This is a genomic window from Staphylococcus gallinarum, from assembly GCF_000875895.1.
Lineage (GTDB): Bacteria > Bacillota > Bacilli > Staphylococcales > Staphylococcaceae > Staphylococcus > Staphylococcus gallinarum.
This window is the reverse complement of the sequence record NZ_JXCF01000007.1, coordinates 683,972-701,382: the sequence shown is the minus strand read 5'-3', so window position 1 is coordinate 701,382 and position 17,411 is coordinate 683,972. Positions and strand designations below refer to the sequence as shown.

The window sequence follows — 17,411 nt, the reverse complement described above, 5'->3', positions numbered from 1 at the left end:
AATTTTTAACATTATTATATTTATTAAAAAGGGTATAGAAAATAAGCTGATTCAATAAAACAAAGATCATAGTAAGACTAAGTGTAACAAGCAATAGATGTAGCATATTATTATAGTTAAAGGTAGTGTCAAAACATGAAGAAAAGGATTACTACATTAGTCACTTTAGGCTTAATAATTACAGGAATTGCAACTTATGACGGTATAGATAATAGAGATATGACAGAACCAGAAAATACACTATGGTCGACGAATCCGATGAAACACAATAATTATGTAAAAGGACAATGTACGAATTACGTTTTTGATAGAGTGAGAGATGCGGGTAATAAAATTGGTAGGTCCTGGGGAGATGCTAAATATTGGAAAGTAAAAGCGCAACAGGATGGTTATACTGTAAATCATCATCCCAAAGTGGGCAGTATATTACAATCTACTAAAGGTAAATATGGACATGTGGCATATATTGAACGTGTCTTTGATGACGGCACTATCAAAGTGAAAGAAATGAACTTTTATCATCCATTCGAAATTACGACGCGAGATATAAGTCCACAAGCATTAAAAAAATATTACATCATCCATCCTAAAGAAAATAAAGCAAAGTGAATCAATGTATTGTTAACTACGAAAGTATATTTAAAATAATTATATTATGTAAACTAAGTAAGCGGTTTGAAAGATAGTGAAATATTATTGCAAAAAAGACAAATTTTAAGCATATCTAAAAATAAATGTGATAGATATAAACTGTAACTTTTTTTATAAGTTTGATTAAGCTATAATGAAAGATGTTGTAAAAGCGTCAGATAGTAGAATAGGAGGTACAGGCATGAAACGTCAGTACTATTTAGGTATTTCTATATTCATTACGATTGTTATTTTAATCTTAGATCAAATCACTAAATTTATAATAGCGAGTTCAATGAAAGTTGGAGATTCTTTCGAAGTGATTCCTAACTTTTTAAATATTACGTCACATAGAAATAACGGAGCTGCGTGGGGTATTTTAAGTGGTAAGATGAGTTTCTTCTATATTATTACTATTATTATCCTTATCGTACTTATAGTATTTTATATTAAAGAAGCAAAGCACAATTTATTGATGCAAGTGGCAATTAGTTTATTATTTGCCGGTGCATTAGGTAATTTCATCGACCGTGTGTTACATGGTGAAGTCGTAGACTTTGTCGATACATATATTTTTGGATATAATTTCCCAATATTTAATGTTGCAGATGCTAGCTTGACGATAGGTGTATTGCTAATTATTGTCGCATTATTAACAGATATGAAAAAAGAAGTGTAGGAGGTTGCAATTATGAGTAATCATGAGTTTGTAATAGAACAAGCAGACTTGTCAGGTCAGCGTATAGACAAAGTATTACCTGAATTAAATTCAGAGTGGTCGAGAACTCAAATTCAAGACTGGATAAAATTATCGTTAGTCACAGTCAATGGTAAAGTAGTAAAATCAAATTATAAAGTAAAATTAAATGACCAAATAAATGTAACAGAAAAAGAAGTCGTAGAAACTGATATCAAACCAGAAAATTTAAACTTAGATATTTATTATGAAGATGATGATGTCGCAGTTGTTTATAAACCTAAGGGCATGGTAGTACATCCATCAGCAGGACATTACAGTGGTACATTGGTTAATGGTTTAATGTATCAAATGAAAGATTTATCAGGTATTAACGGTGAGATTCGACCAGGGATTGTACACCGAATTGATAAAGATACATCAGGTTTATTGATGGTTGCCAAAAATGATATTGCACACCGTGGATTGGTAGAACAATTGGTGGATAAATCTGTAAATCGTAAATATGTTGCATTGGTACATGGAAATATTCCGCATGATTATGGTACGATTGATGCTCCAATTGGTAGAAACAAAAATGATCGACAATCAATGGATGTCGTAGATGACGGTAAAGAAGCAGTAACACATTTCAATGTTTTAGAACACTTTAAACATTATACGTTAGTTGAATGTCAGCTAGAAACGGGTAGAACACACCAAATTCGTGTTCATATGAAATATATTGGTTTCCCATTAGTTGGTGACCCTAAATATGGACCGAAGAAAACATTAGACATTGGAGGTCAAGCACTTCATGCAGGTGTTATTGGTTTTGAACATCCAGTTACAGGTGAATACATTGAGAAAACTGCGGAATTGCCAAGTGAGTTTGAGCAATTATTAACAGATATTAGAAAAAGTGATCAATAACTTATGCTTTAAATAAAGGTTATAACAAGTAATATGAATGAATTTACCTCATTATAAAAATGGCGCGAGTCAAAAATATAATGAGGTTATTTTTTATGTAAAAATGATTAAATCATATAGTGGCTGGAAAGCAAGTGGATATCAATAAAGGTTACTTATAATAAGAATAGTGTATTTATGCATTTAAAAGGCGCAATGCAACTTAGACAGGTTCTTGCACATTATATAAAATCATGATATTATAATGACAGTTTAATAAAGCGAACGTACGTCTTTAAATGAAAGTCCAGAGAGGCTTCGAAGACATGAATTTAATAACTTGTACACAGATGAATCTATGCAACGTAACTATTCGTGCATAATCAAACATGAATGATTTACATTCATGATAGAGAAAGCGTCTTATAACATAGAAATGTCTCTGTTTTCATTTGTGATACGATTATTGAGAAACCTCATGTCTTCATTGAAGATATGAGGTTTTCTTTGTATCATCTTGTAGCTAAAGCAAATTAATATGAATTGAGGAAGGTGCCTAAAATGTCAGAACGCGTTATTATGGATGAAGCAGCGATACAACGTACGGTTACTCGTATTGCGCATGAAATATTAGAATATAACAAAGGTACTGATAATTTAATTTTACTAGGTATTAAGACACGAGGCGCATTTTTAGCACGTCGCATACAGCAAAAGATAGAAAACATCGAAGAAAAGGTCGTACCAACTGGAACAATAGATATAACGCAGTTTCGAGATGATTTAGAGAATAGAACAGCACAATCGAATGAAGAAACCTATGAAATCGATGTTAATATTACCAATCAAGTTGTAATTATAATAGACGATGTACTTTATACAGGTCGTACTGTACGCGCATCTTTAGATGCAGTATTACAGTATGCGAGACCTAAAAAGATTGGATTAGCAACTTTGGTCGATCGTGGTCATCGAGAATTACCAATTCGAGCTGACTTTGTCGGAAAGAATATACCGACAGCGCGTGAAGAAGCGGTGTCAGTTTATCTAGATGAGATTGATTCAAGAAATGCAGTAGTAATTGAATAATAACCTTTTAATTCAGTACGAGAGACTGAGAAAGGATAGGTTAGTAAGTGTGAAACTTTTAAACTAGAGTAACAGTGATGACTCTAATTTAAAAGTAGCAACTTTCTATACCGTCATATCTTCAATAGCACCCTTAGTACAATTGTAATACACTATCTAACTAAGGTTATTGAACTGATAGACCCTTCGAAGTCTCTTTACATGAATACGATGTAAAGAGATTTTTTTTATGAAAGGAAGCGAAATGCAATGGAAAATGAAACAATGTTTGAAAGGACAGTTAAACCGGTCTTAGATGTACGTGACAAACCGAAATTAGGACAGTGGGCATTTTTAAGTACTCAACATCTATTTGCGATGTTTGGTTCAACTGTACTTGTACCTTTCTTAACAGGATTACCGATATCTTCTGCACTGTTAGCATCAGGAATCGGAACATTGTTATATATATTAATTACACAAGCCAAGATACCAGCCTATCTAGGTTCAAGCTTTGCCTTTATCACGCCAATCATATCTGGCTTGAATTCACATAGTTTAGGCGACATGTTAACCGCATTATTTATGAGTGGCGTCATGTACGTGCTTATCGGTTTAGCGATAAAAATTAGTGGCACAGGCTGGCTGATGAAATTGTTACCACCAGTCGTAGTAGGACCAGTTATCATGGTTATTGGGTTAAGCTTAGCACCAACAGCGGTCAATATGGCAATGTTTGAAAATAGTTCAGACATGAAAGGATACAACTTAAGTTACCTTGCTGTAGCAATGATTACTTTATTAGTTACGATACTCGTTCAAGGTTTCTTCAAAGGGTTCTTATCACTTATTCCAGTATTAATTGGAATAATCACCGGATACATCGTATCGATCTTTATGGGGCTCGTTAACTTTAAACCAATTGTCGAAGCGAAGTGGTTACACTTACCGGAAGTATACTTACCCTTTAGAGACTATACACCATCAATTCATATAGGGTTGATCTTAGTCCTGATACCCATCGTTTTTGTAACGGTTAGTGAACATATTGGTCATCAAATGGTCATAAATAAAATTGTCGGTAAAAACTTCTTTAAAGACCCAGGATTAGATAAATCGATTATTGGTGACGGTGTATCAACTATGTTTGCAAGTGTTATCGGTGGTCCACCAAGCACAACATATGGTGAGAATATAGGTGTATTGGCAATTACTAAGATTTACAGTATCTATGTTATAGGTGGTGCTGCAGTAATAGCGATTATCCTAGGCTTTGTAGAAAAATTCACTGCACTTGTGTCTTCAATACCAACACCCGTAATGGGCGGTGTATCAATATTGCTATTCGGTATTATTGCAGCGAGTGGTTTAAGAATGTTAGTGGAAAGTGAAGTAGATTTTGCAAGTAACAGAAATTTAGTTATCGCATCTGTCATTTTAGTAATAGGCATAGGCAACCTAGTGTTTAATTTACATGGACTAGGTGTGAAATTAGAAATAGAAGGAATGGCTCTCGCAGCTCTCGCAGGAATTATCTTGAATTTAATCTTACCGAAAGAGAAAACAGAAACGAACTAAAATCATTGTATTTTGAGGAGGCAAATGATGGATAATCTATTATCAATGGAACATCTTACTACAGATGAAATTTATGAGTTGATACAACGCGCAAGTGATATCAAAAAGGGTGATTTAAAACCTCGAAATTACGAAGATAAATTTGTAGCAAATTTATTTTTTGAAAATTCAACGAGAACTAAGAGTAGTTTTTTAGTAGCTGAACAAAAGTTAGGTTTGAAATTAATTGATTTTGAGACGACAACATCATCTGTTCAAAAAGGTGAGTCACTTTATGATACATGTAAAACACTCGAGCAAGTGGGTGCAGATGTTTTGGTGATAAGACATTCACAAACAACCTATTACGATGAATTAGAAACGTTAAATATTCCTATTATCAATGGTGGTGATGGGAGTGGTCAACATCCAACACAAAGTTTACTCGATTTGATGACTATCTATGAAGAATACAATGATTTTAAAGGGTTAAATATACTAATATGTGGAGATATCAAAAACTCACGTGTTGCACGCAGCAATTACCAAAGTTTAACAGCACTTGGAGCAAATGTTATGTTCTCCAGTCCTGAAGCATGGAAAGACGAATCACTTCGAGCGCCTTATGTCGATATCGATACAGTCATCGATCAAGTCGATATTGTTATGTTATTAAGAGTACAACACGAAAGACATGAAACAGGCGAAATAGCTAGCTTTGAATCCAAGAACTATCACGAAGCATTTGGTTTAACTAAAGAACGCTACGACAGATTGCATGACAATGCAATTGTTATGCATCCTGCACCGGTTAATAGAGGCGTTGAAATTGATGATTGCTTGGTTGAAGCATCGAAGTCTCGCATTTTCAAGCAAATGGAAAATGGCATGTATTTACGAATGGCAGTTATAGATTATATTTTACAAACAAAAGGGGTACAAAAAAATGAAATTACTAACTAATGCTAAAGTATTAAAAAACAATGAACTCGTAACAACATCAATTCTTATTGAAGGTCAGTATATTAAAGCAATTTCTCCGCAAATTGATGTAGATTCAGATGTAGAAGTAATTGACGTACAAGGACAATTTGTAGCGCCAGGATTAGTAGATGTACACGTACACTTACGTGAGCCGGGTGGAGAGCATAAAGAAACGATTGAAACAGGAACAAAAGCGGCAGCAAGAGGTGGATTTACTACTGTTTGTCCAATGCCAAATACACGACCTGTTCCTGATTCTGAAGAAAATTTAGAACGTTTAAATCAATTGATTACAGAAAATGCTCAAGTGAGAGTATTGCCTTATGCATCGATTACAGTAAGACAAGCTGGTAAAGAACATGTAGACTTTAAAGCTCTTGCTAATCAAGGCGCATTTGCATTTACAGACGATGGTGTAGGTGTACAGCAGGCAAATATGATGTATGAGGCTATGCAACAAGCTGCAAAAGTAAATAAAGCTGTAGTAGCACATTGCGAAGACAATAGTTTAATTTATGGTGGTGCAATGCACGAAGGACAACGTAGTGAAGAATTAGGAATTCCAGGCATTCCTATTATTTGTGAAGCAGTACAAATTGCGCGTGACGTATTATTGGCGGAAGCTGCTGGTGCACATTATCATGTTTGTCATGTGTCTACTAAAGAGAGTGTACGTGTGATTAGAGATGCTAAAAAAGCAGGCATTCACGTTACTGCAGAGGTTACACCGCATCATTTATTGCTCACAGAAGATGATGTTCCTGGTGATGATGCTATATTTAAGATGAACCCACCATTGAGAAGTAAAGAAGATAGAGCAGCTTTATTGGAAGGTTTATTAGATGGGACAATCGATTGTATAGCTACTGATCATGCGCCACATGCTGCTGACGAAAAAGCACAGCCAATGACAAAAGCACCATTCGGAATTGTTGGTAGTGAGACAGCTTTCCCATTACTTTATACTCACTTTGTAAAAAATGGAGACTGGTCATTACAACAATTAGTAGATTACTTAACTATTAAACCTGCTCAAACATTTGATTTACCTTATGGTCGACTTGAAGAAGGTGGATTTGCAGATTTGACTGTAATCAATTTGGACCAAGAGACTGAAATTAAAGCAGAAGATTTTGCATCAAAAGGGCATAATACACCATTTATCGGCTATAAAGTATACGGTACACCAGTGTTAACTTTAGTAGAAGGCGAAGTTAAATTTAAGGAGGAAAAATAATGTTGCAAAAACGCTACCTTGTATTAGAAGATGGTTCATATTATGAAGGCTACAAATTAGGATCAGATAAATTATCTGTGGGAGAAATCGTATTTAATACAGCAATGACAGGCTATCAAGAGACAATTTCAGACCCATCTTATACTGGACAAATTATTACATTTACTTATCCTCTTATTGGAAATTATGGTATTAATCGAGATGATTTTGAGTCTCTTGTACCAACGCTTAATGGTGTCGTTGTTAAAGAAGCGAGTATGCATCCGAGTAACTTCCGTAAACAAAAAACATTACATGAAGTACTAGTTGAATTTGAAATTCCAGGTATTGCTGGTGTTGACACAAGAAGTATCACAAGAAAAATTAGAAAACACGGTGTATTAAAAGCAGCATTTACCGATGATAAAACTGAAATTGAAAGCATTATAACAAAGTTGAAAGAAACAGTCTTACCACGTAGTGAAGTTACAACAGTATCTACAAAATCACCTTATGTATCTACAGGTAACGACTTAAGTGTAGTGTTAGTTGACTTTGGTAAAAAGCAAAATATCGTGCGAGAATTAAATGAACGTGGTTGTAATGTCACTGTTGTACCTTACGATACAAGTGCTGAGACAATTATCAGAATGTCACCAGATGGCGTCATGTTATCTAACGGACCAGGAGATCCAGAAGAAGTAGATGTTGCTGTTGAAATGATTAAAGGAATTCTAGGTGTGATTCCATTCTTTGGTATTTGTTTAGGTCATCAGTTGTTTGCCCTATCACAAGGTGCAACTTCATTTAAAATGAAGTTTGGGCATAGAGGTGCAAATCATCCTGTTAAAGATTTGAAGACAGGTAAAGTAGCATTAACAAGTCAAAATCATGGTTATGCAATCGATAAAGATTCCTTAATTAATACTGAATTAGAAGTTACACATATCGCAATTAATGATGGAACAGTTGAAGGATTGAAACACAAATCACTACCTGCATTTTCAGTGCAATATCACCCAGAAGCTTGCCCTGGACCATCTGATTCAAATTACTTATTTGATGAGTTTATTGAAATGATGAACGAATATAAAGCGAAGGAGCGAATTACCAATGCCTAAACGTAATGATATAAAAACAATTTTAGTAATAGGCTCTGGCCCAATTATTATCGGTCAAGCTGCAGAATTCGACTATGCGGGAACACAAGCTTGTTTAGCTTTAAAAGAAGAAGGTTACCGTGTCATATTAGTAAACTCAAATCCAGCGACAATTATGACTGATACAGAAATCGCAGATAAGGTTTATATTGAACCATTAACACATGACTTTATCGCACGCATTATTCGTAAAGAACAGCCTGATGCATTGTTACCAACGCTTGGTGGCCAAACAGGTTTAAATATGGCGATTCAATTACATGATAGTGGTGTATTAGCAGCTAATAACGTACAGTTATTAGGAACGAAATTAGAGTCAATTCAACAAGCTGAAGATAGAGAATTATTTAGATCATTAATGAATGATTTAGACGTAGCAGTACCAGAAAGTGACATAGTTAATACTGTAGAACAAGCATTTGAGTTTAAAGAGCAAGTTGGTTATCCATTAATAGTTAGACCAGCCTTTACAATGGGAGGTACTGGTGGAGGTATCTGTCATAATGATGCTGAATTAAAGGAAATTGTGTCAAATGGCTTACATTATAGTCCAGCAACACAGTGTTTAATCGAAAAATCAATTGCTGGTTTTAAAGAAATTGAATATGAAGTGATGCGAGATCACAACGATAATGCCATCGTTGTATGTAATATGGAGAATATTGACCCTGTTGGTATTCATACCGGAGATTCAATCGTTGTCGCACCAAGCCAAACATTATCTGATGTTGAATATCAAATGCTACGTGATGTGTCACTAAAAGTAATCCGTGCACTAGGTATTGAGGGTGGATGTAATGTGCAATTAGCATTGGACCCGCATTCTATGGATTACTATATTATTGAAGTAAATCCACGTGTATCACGTTCATCTGCTCTAGCATCTAAAGCGACAGGTTATCCTATTGCTAAACTAGCAGCTAAAATTGCAGTTGGCTTAACGTTAGATGAAATGTTAAACCCTGTAACAGGTACTTCATATGCAGCATTTGAACCAGCACTTGATTATGTTATTTCAAAAATTCCACGTTTCCCATTTGATAAATTTGAAAAAGGTGAGCGTGTCCTAGGTACTCAAATGAAAGCTACTGGTGAAGTTATGGCCATTGGTAGAACGTATGAAGAATCATTACTTAAAGCAATTCGTTCTTTAGAATATGGTGTGCATCATTTAGGTTTACCAAACGGTGAAACATACGATTTAGACTATATTAAAGAACGTATTAGTGATCAAGATGATGAACGTTTATTCTTTATTGGTGAAGCAATTCGTCGTGGTACAACTTTAGAAGAAATTCATAATATGACTAAAATTGATTATTTCTTCTTAAATAAATTCCAACATATAATCGATATCGAACGACAATTAAAAGAAAATAAAGGTAATATTGATTACTTAAAATTTGCTAAAGATTATGGCTTTAGTGACCGTGTCATTGCACATCGATTTGACATGTCAGAAGCAGAGGTATATCAACTCAGAAAAGAGAATGATATTCTTCCAGTTTATAAAATGGTTGATACATGTGCAGCAGAATTTGAATCGGCAACGCCATATTATTACGGTACGTATGAACAAGAAAATGAATCAATTGTTACAGAAAAAGAAAAAATCCTCGTATTAGGTTCTGGTCCAATTAGAATTGGTCAAGGCGTTGAATTTGATTATGCTACAGTACATGCTGTATGGGCAATTCAACAGGCAGGCTATGAAGCTATTATTGTTAATAATAATCCTGAAACAGTGTCAACAGACTTCTCAATTTCAGACAAATTATACTTTGAGCCACTAACTGAAGAAGATGTAATGAACATCATCGATTTAGAACAACCTAAAGGTGTTGTTGTACAATTTGGCGGTCAAACGGCTATCAATTTAGCTGATAAACTAGCTAAACATGATGTTAAAATTTTAGGAACAACTTTAGAAGATTTAAACCGTGCAGAGGATAGAAAGGAATTTGAAGCATTACTTCATACTATAGATGTGCCTCAACCAAAAGGGAAAACAGCAACATCACCAGAAGGCGCATTGGAAAATGCTCGTAACATTGGCTATCCAGTTGTTGTACGTCCATCATACGTTCTTGGTGGTCGAGCAATGGAAATTGTCAATAGTGATGCAGAATTAGAAGATTATATGAATCAAGCTGTAAAAGCGAGTCCAGATCATCCAGTACTTGTTGATAGATATTTAACAGGTAAAGAAATAGAAGTAGATGCTATCTCAGATGGTGAAACAGTAATTATCCCAGGTATTATGGAACACATTGAACGTGCTGGCGTCCATTCTGGTGATTCGATTGCGGTATACCCACCTCAGACATTATCTCAGTCAGAAATTGATACATTGGAAGATTATACAATTCGTTTGGCAAAAGGTTTAAACATTGTAGGATTAATTAATATCCAATTTGTTATTGCACATGATGGTGTTTACGTGTTAGAGGTTAATCCGCGTTCAAGCCGTACCGTGCCGTTCTTAAGTAAAATTACAGATATTCAAATGGCACAACTTGCAATGCGTGCGATTATCGGTGAAAAATTAACAGATCATGGCTACAAACCAGGTATACAACCGTATTCGGAAGGTGTATATGTCAAAGCACCGGTATTTAGCTTTAATAAGTTGAAAAATGTTGATATCACATTAGGACCAGAAATGAAATCTACTGGCGAAGTCATGGGTAAAGATTTAACGATGGAAAAGGCGTTATTCAAAGGGTTAACTGCAAGTGGTGTAGAAGTAAAAGACCATGGTACAGTGTTAATGACAGTGAGTGATAAAGATAAAGAGGAAATATTAAATATTGCGCATCGTTTAAATGAAGTAGGTTATAAAATTTTAGCTACAGAGGGTACAGCGCATAAGTTAGCAGAAAATAATATTCCGGCAGAAATCGTTGGAAAAATCGGCGGAGAAGACGATTTATTAACACGTATCCAAAATGGAGAAGTACAAATCGTTATCAATACTATGACAAAAGGTAAAACATTTGAACGAGATGGTTTCCAAATTAGAAGAACGTCAGTAGAAAATGGTGTCCCTTGTTTAACATCGTTAGATACAGCTGCGGCGTTAACAAATGTAATTGAAAGTATGACATTTACAATGAAAAATATGTAAACTTTGTTTTCAAATAAGACAAAATAGCGTGAATAAATAGCGTTGTTTTGTCTTAATTCTAAGTGACATAGTTTATAAATGAGGTGTAGGACAAATGATGAACCAATTACCAATAATTGCTTTGGATTTTGAATCTGAAAAAGCTGTAAATCAGTTTTTAGATCAATTTGATGAGTCGCTTTTTGTGAAAGTAGGTATGGAACTTTTTTATCAAACGGGACCAAGTTTAATAAATTCAATTAAATCTCGCGGTCACGATATATTCTTGGATTTAAAGTTACATGATATTCCCAATACTGTGGGAAAAGCGATGGAAGGGTTAAGTAAACTAAACGTAGATTTAGTTAATGTACATGCTGCAGGTGGTTCTGAAATGATGCAGCGTGCTGTTGAAGGTATACGAAAATATAATAAAGATATTAAAATAATTGCTGTAACGCAACTTACTTCAACGACAGAAACAATGTTACAACAAGAACAAAACATACAAACTTCTATCGAAGATGCAGTATTGAATTATGCAACACTAGCAAAAGAATCAGGGTTAGATGGTGTAGTTTGTTCTCCATTAGAGGCATCATTATTAGCAACAGAATTAGGTGAATCATTCTTAAAAGTAACACCAGGAATTAGACCATTAAATACGAGTACAGATGATCAAAAACGTATCACAACACCACAAGAAGCAAAGGCACTCGGTTCAACACATATTGTTGTAGGCCGTCCGATCACTCAAAGTGACAATCCAGTAGAAAGCTATCATAAAATTAAAGAAAGTTGGTTAGGTTAAATATGGCAAAACAAATCGCTCAATCATTACTAGAAATAGAAGCAGTATCACTATCGCCAAATGATCCATTCACATGGAGTTCAGGTATTAAGTCACCGATTTATTGTGATAACAGAGTGACATTAGGTTACCCTTCAGTTAGAAGAGAAATCAGAGATGGTTTAGTAGAACTTATTCAAACTCAATTTGGTGAAGTTGAAGTTATATCTGGCACAGCAACTGCTGGTATACCACATGCAGCATATATTTCTGAAACATTGAATTTACCAATGAATTATGTACGTTCTAAGAGCAAAAGTCATGGTAAACAAAACCAAATCGAAGGTGCACAGAGTGAAGGTAAAAAAGTAGTCGTGGTAGAAGATTTAATTTCAACTGGTGGATCATCAATTACTGCCGTCGATGCACTTAAAGAAGCGGGTGCAGAGGTGATTGGTGTTGTGGCAATTTTCACTTATGGTTTGAAAAAAGCAGATGAACAATTTGAGGCAGCGGGTATACCGTTCTATACTTTAAGTGATTATAATGAACTTATAGAAGTGGCAAATGAAAAAGGTGAAATTTCTGAATCTGAAATAGAGACATTAGTTGAATGGAGAGATAACTTGTCATAATATATAGTCGGAGGGGATGTTATGACAAAGGACCCGAATGATGCATATAATCATTTTGCACACTTAAATAAATTTTTAAAAAAAGACGAAGATTATAGAAATCAACAATATGATGATGAAGAAAATGAATTACTTTCTAAGTCATCAGAGAAGAATATTTATAAAAAGTGTAAGTCAAGTATTAAAGAAAAGGGTAAACTTTAATATTTAGTTTTGAATTATTAGTACTTTAGTGTTTTTGAATCATAATTATATTAAGTTAAATTGCCGGCAAAGCTTTAGTCTTTGTCGGTTTTTTGATTTGTATGTGAGATGGGTGTAGTTAGAAGGTTAATCTGGTTACTGTTAGAAATGATATGATGTGTTTCATATTGTGAGGTAGTATGTAAATTGGTTTAAAGATATTTAATTAAAAAAAGACAAATCGATGAATATGAGTTCTATCGATTTGTCTAAGATGAAATTGTGATGTGTTTAACGGATCATAATTTTAATAATGAGGTAACCTATAAGTAAGACTAAAGCTGCTACAAGTAAGGGAATTATATAAAAAGTCATGAATCATTCCTCCAAGTTAGTTTATATTTATTTTAACTGCTTTGAATATAAAGTCAAAATATTAATCGCTGTATATGCGTATTAGCATTATTCTAGTAACGTTAAAGTGGTCAGCATACACAAATCTACACATGAGTTAGGTTTTATTTTTGGTGTATCTTGTAGTTTTGTAATTGCTTGCTTTCCTAGGGGACAGCTTCAGCCTGTAGTCTTCAGCTTGTCCTGTTCCCTCAGGAGTCTCGCAAACAAAACTAGTATCATATGCCTGTTGATTACAAACACAAGTTATTTTCATATACTGTGATGAATTTTGATTTATACACCATAGTAAATGGTAGACTTCTAGTGTATCTTGTAGTTTTGTAATTGCTCGCTTTCCTAGGGGACAGCTTCAGCCTGTAGTCTTCAGCTTGTCCTGTTCCCTTAGGAGTCTCGCAAACAAAACTAGTAGCATATGCCTAAAGTAAGTTTTATATTATTATGATGTTGATAGTATTTTCCATTCATCGATATCTTTAGGTAGTGAATACATATTTTTATAAATTATGGGCATATTAACAAGTAACAGTAAAAAGGGGGAAGTCTATGCAATTGTTACGTCAATTATTGAAAGATCATACTAAGAATATCTTCGTATGTTTAATTGGATCATTTATTAGTGCGATTGCCGTGAATTGTTTCATTTTAGGTTCCAATTTGGGAGATGGGGGTACAGTTGGGATTTCCTTAGCACTAAAGTATAGCTTTGGTTTTTCTCCGGCAGTATCTTCTCTAATTATTAATACAATCGTCATTTTAGTTGGTTGGAAATTTTTAAGTTTAAGAACAGCAGTATATACATTAATTTCTAATACTGCAATTTCAATTTTTCTAGATTTAACGGAAAGTTGGAATACAGGTGTGCATCATTTTGTTGTTAATGCTACATTTGGTGGTGTGCTTGTTGGCGTTGGCATTGGATTAGTTATTGCGTCAGGAGGAGTGATTGGTGGTACATCTGTTGTTGCTAAGATGTTAAATAAATACTTAGATATTAAAACATCACAAGCAATATTTGTATTAGATGGTTTAGTTGTGCTTTCATTCTTATTTGTATTACCGTTAACGAATGTCTTATTTACGATTATTATGTTATTTGTGACGGAACGAGCAACATCTTTTGTAATAGAAGGATTTAATCCGAAAAAAGCTGTTACTGTGATTTCGGCAAAAAATGAAATTATTAGTGATAGAATTAACCAATTTACCGGTAGAGGTTCAACATTATTGAATGGTAAAGGTGGTTATGGTAAAAATGAAACTAGCATGCTTTATGTCGTCGTACCCCAATCTCAGGTGACGAGAGTGAAAAAACTTATTAATGAAGAGGATGAAAATGCATTCTTAGTGATTCATGATGTGCGAGATGTATTAGGTAATGGCTTTATGAATCTTTCTTAAAAACGGCAATATTTACAGATGGTAAATGCATTTTTTTATAGAATAATAATGCGATAATACGATTTATGTAAATTAAATGAGGAGGCAAACATTATGGCAATACCAAAAATTACGACATTCTTAATGTTTAATGGCCAAGCAGAAAAAGCAATTGATTTATATGTTAATTTGTTTGAAGATGCTGAAATTTTATCACTAGTTAAATATACTGAAAGTGATAATGCACCAACAGGAAAAGTTCAACATGCGATATTTAGATTGAAGGATCAAATTTTTATGGCTATCGATAATGTGAACGGTGTAGATGTAGATATGAACCCAGCTATGTCCCTTTATGTAACTGTTGAAAATGCTATGGAAATGGAGCGATTGTTTAACGGTTTGAAAAGTGGAGGTGCGATACTTATGCCAAAGACCTCTATGCCACCATTTAGAGAATTTGCTTGGGTACAAGATCAATTTGGGGTTAATTTTCAGCTTGCATTACCAGAATAAATAACATATTAATTTTTCTGTTAATTATCGTAAAGCATAATACGATTGAAATTATTGATGTATAACGGCTAAAACAAATTGATATTTGAAGTGATTAAACACAAATGCCTATTGATTTAGTTAATGATTAGCAATAGTCGATAGTATAAATGGTACTATTTTGTGTTTACCCAATATTTTATAATGAGCTAAGGCTATGTCTAATTGACTGGATAATCGATATTATAAAATTGACAAATTGCTATATGAAAAGCCTTTAAGTGAAACGAAATAGAGCGTTCACTTAAAGGCTTTAAATTTTATGCGTGCCAATTTTAGTTAGATAAATAAAATTGGCACGCATTTTTATTGGTTTTATATATGGTGCGTTATAATCATAAATCTTTTAAACAATATTTAGTTAACTTTCATACTTTGAATATGGTCATAATCAGGCGTAACATATAATGTTTTTTGATTATCATATGTGACGAAACCGGGTTTACTACCTGAAGGCTTATGCACATTTTTAATTTCAGTATAATCTACAGGAATTTGTCCTGAATTACCAGCTTTTGAGAAATAACCAGCTAACATTGCCGCTTCTTTAATTGTTTCTTCGGATGGTTTATCGTTTAGGATAACGACATGTGAACCAGGGATGTCTTTTGTATGGAACCAAATATGGTTCTTGGCTGCCTTCTTATTCGTTAAATAATCATTTTGTTTATTGTTTTTACCTACGTGAATAGTATCTCCAGCAGATGAAGTATAGGTTTGCAGTTCTATGGTTTGCTTTTTCTTCTTTTTACTTTGTTTACGTTGCTTCATAAAACCTTGTTCAGCTAATTCATCGCGAATATCATCAATTTCATTTACAGAAATATGACTTAATTGTTGATCGATACTTTCAAAATATGAAATGTTTTCTTGTGTGAGTTCTATTTGATGTTTTAATTCATGTTCACGAGTTTTTAATTTGTTATATTGTTTGTAATAATATTGTGCATTCACTGCAGGTGCCTTAGTTGGATTTAGAGGTATTGTAACATCTTCACCAGTATAATAGTTTAATGCCGTAACTGTAGCATCACCCTGCTTTATTCGATAAATATTCGCAGTAATTAATTCACCATATAATTGTTGTTCGTCTTTCTCTTTAGTACCTTCTTGTTCATCATAAAGTTTATTTAATTTATTATGATATTTATTTAATTGTTGCTGCACAAATTTCACTAAATCATTAGCGCGCTGTTTAACGCGTTCTCGTTCTCCTCGAGCATCATAATAACGATCTAATAAGTCATGTATTGTTTCATATTCACTCACATCGTCATAAAATTGATTTAATTTCATGAAGTAAAAATCTTCTTTACCAGTTTCATGATTCTTATGAAAAACAGGTGTTGCTGGTAATTTAGTTTGTGCGATAACTTCATCAAAAGCTGCTGGTAAAGTTTCGGCAGTCATAAATTGACGTCGATCTACAATTTCATTAGTGATGAGTGGACTAAAACCTTCAAAATGATTTAATAATTGTCTAGCAATTTTACCACTATTGAAATCAATGTATTTCAAGACCTCTTGACCACTCATATCATAAGGATTGATTTTATTTTGAGTGGGAGGTGTTTCATATTTGAAACCAGGCATTACTGTACGGAATTGGTTTGTATTTGGTGTTAAGTGTTTAAAACCTTCAATTATTTTTCGAGTATCGTCTACTAAGATTAAATTACTGTGTTTACCCATTATTTCTAAAATGATTGTTCTATTTATAGTATCTCCAATTTCATCTTTACTTTGAACATCTATTTCTACACGACGGTCATTACCTATTTGTCGAATTGCTTTGATAAATCCGCCCTCAAGATGTTTACGAAATACGCGAGCAAACATAGGTGGGTCAAATGGATTGTCGTATTTTTTATGTGTGAGATGCATTCTAGTAAAGCTTGGATGGATAGAAAGTAATAGTTGATGATTCTTTCTATTTTGGCGAACGACAATGATAATTGTGTCGTTTTCAGGTTGGTTAATTTTGTGGATTCTACCATCTACAAGAAATTGTAATGATTCCACCATTTTTCTTGTAAATAAACCATCATATGCCATTGTTATCAGCCACCTTATTTTTATTCATTCAGTATATTGTAACATGGCAAAAAGAATTGGTCATGGGCGAAGTTTGTGGCAAAGTATGCT

Annotated in this window: 15 protein-coding genes; 14 read left to right on the top strand and 1 reads right to left on the bottom strand. The window is 33.9% G+C overall.

Features of this window, described 5'->3' with window-relative positions:
• Positions 1 to 135: 135 nt before the first annotated feature.
• The 14 genes from SH09_RS07050 (at position 136) to SH09_RS06985 (ending at position 15,227) form a co-directional block, all read left to right on the top strand.
• Positions 136 to 609 carry a CHAP domain-containing protein gene (locus SH09_RS07050; RefSeq protein WP_042738920.1) on the top strand — a complete coding sequence of 158 codons (474 nt, stop codon included), beginning with the start codon at positions 136 to 138 and terminating at the stop codon, positions 607 to 609.
• 223 nt (positions 610 to 832) lie between these two features.
• Positions 833 to 1,309, top strand: a complete 477-nt coding sequence (gene lspA, locus SH09_RS07045; RefSeq protein ID WP_042738919.1) for a signal peptidase II — start codon at positions 833 to 835, stop codon at positions 1,307 to 1,309.
• Between the two features lie 12 nt (positions 1,310 to 1,321).
• Positions 1,322 to 2,239 carry an RluA family pseudouridine synthase gene (locus SH09_RS07040; RefSeq protein WP_042738918.1) on the top strand — a complete coding sequence of 306 codons (918 nt, stop codon included), beginning with the start codon at positions 1,322 to 1,324 and terminating at the stop codon, positions 2,237 to 2,239.
• Positions 2,240 to 2,779: 540 nt separating this feature from the next.
• The gene (gene pyrR / locus SH09_RS07035) at positions 2,780 to 3,307 is read left to right on the top strand and encodes a bifunctional pyr operon transcriptional regulator/uracil phosphoribosyltransferase PyrR (RefSeq protein ID WP_042738917.1); all 528 of its coding nucleotides are present in this window, start codon (positions 2,780 to 2,782) and stop codon (positions 3,305 to 3,307) included.
• Positions 3,308 to 3,556: 249 nt separating this feature from the next.
• Positions 3,557 to 4,864, top strand: coding sequence for a uracil-xanthine permease family protein (locus tag SH09_RS07030; RefSeq protein ID WP_042738916.1), 1,308 nt, complete (start codon positions 3,557 to 3,559; stop codon positions 4,862 to 4,864).
• 27 nt (positions 4,865 to 4,891) lie between these two features.
• Positions 4,892 to 5,806 (top strand): aspartate carbamoyltransferase catalytic subunit, encoded by a 915-nt coding sequence (locus SH09_RS07025; protein WP_042738915.1) that lies wholly within the window; start codon positions 4,892 to 4,894, stop codon positions 5,804 to 5,806.
• Positions 5,790 to 7,064, top strand: a complete 1,275-nt coding sequence (locus tag SH09_RS07020) for a dihydroorotase (RefSeq protein ID WP_042738914.1) — start codon at positions 5,790 to 5,792, stop codon at positions 7,062 to 7,064. Before SH09_RS07025 ends, SH09_RS07020 begins: the two co-directional genes overlap by 17 nt.
• Complete coding sequence (locus SH09_RS07015) at positions 7,064 to 8,164, top strand: carbamoyl phosphate synthase small subunit (protein ID WP_042738913.1); 1,101 nt, start codon at positions 7,064 to 7,066, stop codon at positions 8,162 to 8,164. The genes SH09_RS07020 and SH09_RS07015 overlap by 1 nt, the downstream gene beginning before the upstream one ends.
• A complete protein-coding gene (carB, locus tag SH09_RS07010; RefSeq protein ID WP_042738912.1) occupies positions 8,157 to 11,330 on the top strand; it encodes a carbamoyl-phosphate synthase large subunit in 3,174 nt (1,057 codons plus the stop codon). Before SH09_RS07015 ends, carB begins: the two co-directional genes overlap by 8 nt.
• Before the next feature lie 97 nt (positions 11,331 to 11,427).
• Positions 11,428 to 12,120 carry an orotidine-5'-phosphate decarboxylase gene (gene pyrF / locus SH09_RS07005; RefSeq protein WP_042739034.1) on the top strand — a complete coding sequence of 231 codons (693 nt, stop codon included), beginning with the start codon at positions 11,428 to 11,430 and terminating at the stop codon, positions 12,118 to 12,120.
• 2 nt (positions 12,121 to 12,122) lie between these two features.
• Entirely contained in the window at positions 12,123 to 12,734 is a 612-nt protein-coding gene (gene pyrE, locus SH09_RS07000) for an orotate phosphoribosyltransferase (RefSeq protein ID WP_042738911.1), read from the top strand.
• A gap of 21 nt (positions 12,735 to 12,755) precedes the next feature.
• Positions 12,756 to 12,938, top strand: a complete 183-nt coding sequence (locus SH09_RS06995) for a hypothetical protein (protein WP_042738910.1) — start codon at positions 12,756 to 12,758, stop codon at positions 12,936 to 12,938.
• Positions 12,939 to 13,877: 939 nt separating this feature from the next.
• On the top strand, positions 13,878 to 14,732 hold the full coding sequence (locus SH09_RS06990; protein WP_042738909.1) for a YitT family protein: 855 nt from the start codon (positions 13,878 to 13,880) through the stop codon (positions 14,730 to 14,732).
• A 93-nt stretch (positions 14,733 to 14,825) separates the two neighbouring features.
• Positions 14,826 to 15,227: a VOC family protein gene (locus SH09_RS06985; RefSeq protein WP_042738908.1), complete on the top strand. Its 402-nt coding sequence runs from the start codon at positions 14,826 to 14,828 to the stop codon at positions 15,225 to 15,227.
• A gap of 396 nt (positions 15,228 to 15,623) precedes the next feature.
• On the opposite strand, the gene SH09_RS06980 is transcribed toward SH09_RS06985, so the two are convergent.
• Positions 15,624 to 17,321, bottom strand: a complete 1,698-nt coding sequence (locus SH09_RS06980; protein WP_042738907.1) for an Rqc2 family fibronectin-binding protein — start codon at positions 17,319 to 17,321, stop codon at positions 15,624 to 15,626.
• Positions 17,322 to 17,411 lie beyond the last annotated feature (90 nt).

Coding starts and splice junctions, on each gene's coding strand:
- pyrR (WP_042738917.1), top strand. CDS start 2,780: ATGTCAGAACGCGTTATTATGGATGAAGCAGCGATACAACGTACGGTT.
- pyrE (WP_042738911.1), top strand. CDS start 12,123: ATGGCAAAACAAATCGCTCAATCATTACTAGAAATAGAAGCAGTATCA.
- SH09_RS07015 (WP_042738913.1), top strand. CDS start 7,064: ATGTTGCAAAAACGCTACCTTGTATTAGAAGATGGTTCATATTATGAA.
- SH09_RS06995 (WP_042738910.1), top strand. CDS start 12,756: ATGACAAAGGACCCGAATGATGCATATAATCATTTTGCACACTTAAAT.
- SH09_RS07030 (WP_042738916.1), top strand. CDS start 3,557: ATGGAAAATGAAACAATGTTTGAAAGGACAGTTAAACCGGTCTTAGAT.
- SH09_RS06985 (WP_042738908.1), top strand. CDS start 14,826: ATGGCAATACCAAAAATTACGACATTCTTAATGTTTAATGGCCAAGCA.
- SH09_RS06980 (WP_042738907.1), bottom strand. CDS start 17,321: ATGGCATATGATGGTTTATTTACAAGAAAAATGGTGGAATCATTACAA.
- SH09_RS07025 (WP_042738915.1), top strand. CDS start 4,892: ATGGATAATCTATTATCAATGGAACATCTTACTACAGATGAAATTTAT.
- SH09_RS07020 (WP_042738914.1), top strand. CDS start 5,790: ATGAAATTACTAACTAATGCTAAAGTATTAAAAAACAATGAACTCGTA.
- SH09_RS07050 (WP_042738920.1), top strand. CDS start 136: ATGAAGAAAAGGATTACTACATTAGTCACTTTAGGCTTAATAATTACA.
- carB (WP_042738912.1), top strand. CDS start 8,157: ATGCCTAAACGTAATGATATAAAAACAATTTTAGTAATAGGCTCTGGC.
- SH09_RS06990 (WP_042738909.1), top strand. CDS start 13,878: ATGCAATTGTTACGTCAATTATTGAAAGATCATACTAAGAATATCTTC.
- SH09_RS07040 (WP_042738918.1), top strand. CDS start 1,322: ATGAGTAATCATGAGTTTGTAATAGAACAAGCAGACTTGTCAGGTCAG.
- pyrF (WP_042739034.1), top strand. CDS start 11,428: ATGAACCAATTACCAATAATTGCTTTGGATTTTGAATCTGAAAAAGCT.
- lspA (WP_042738919.1), top strand. CDS start 833: ATGAAACGTCAGTACTATTTAGGTATTTCTATATTCATTACGATTGTT.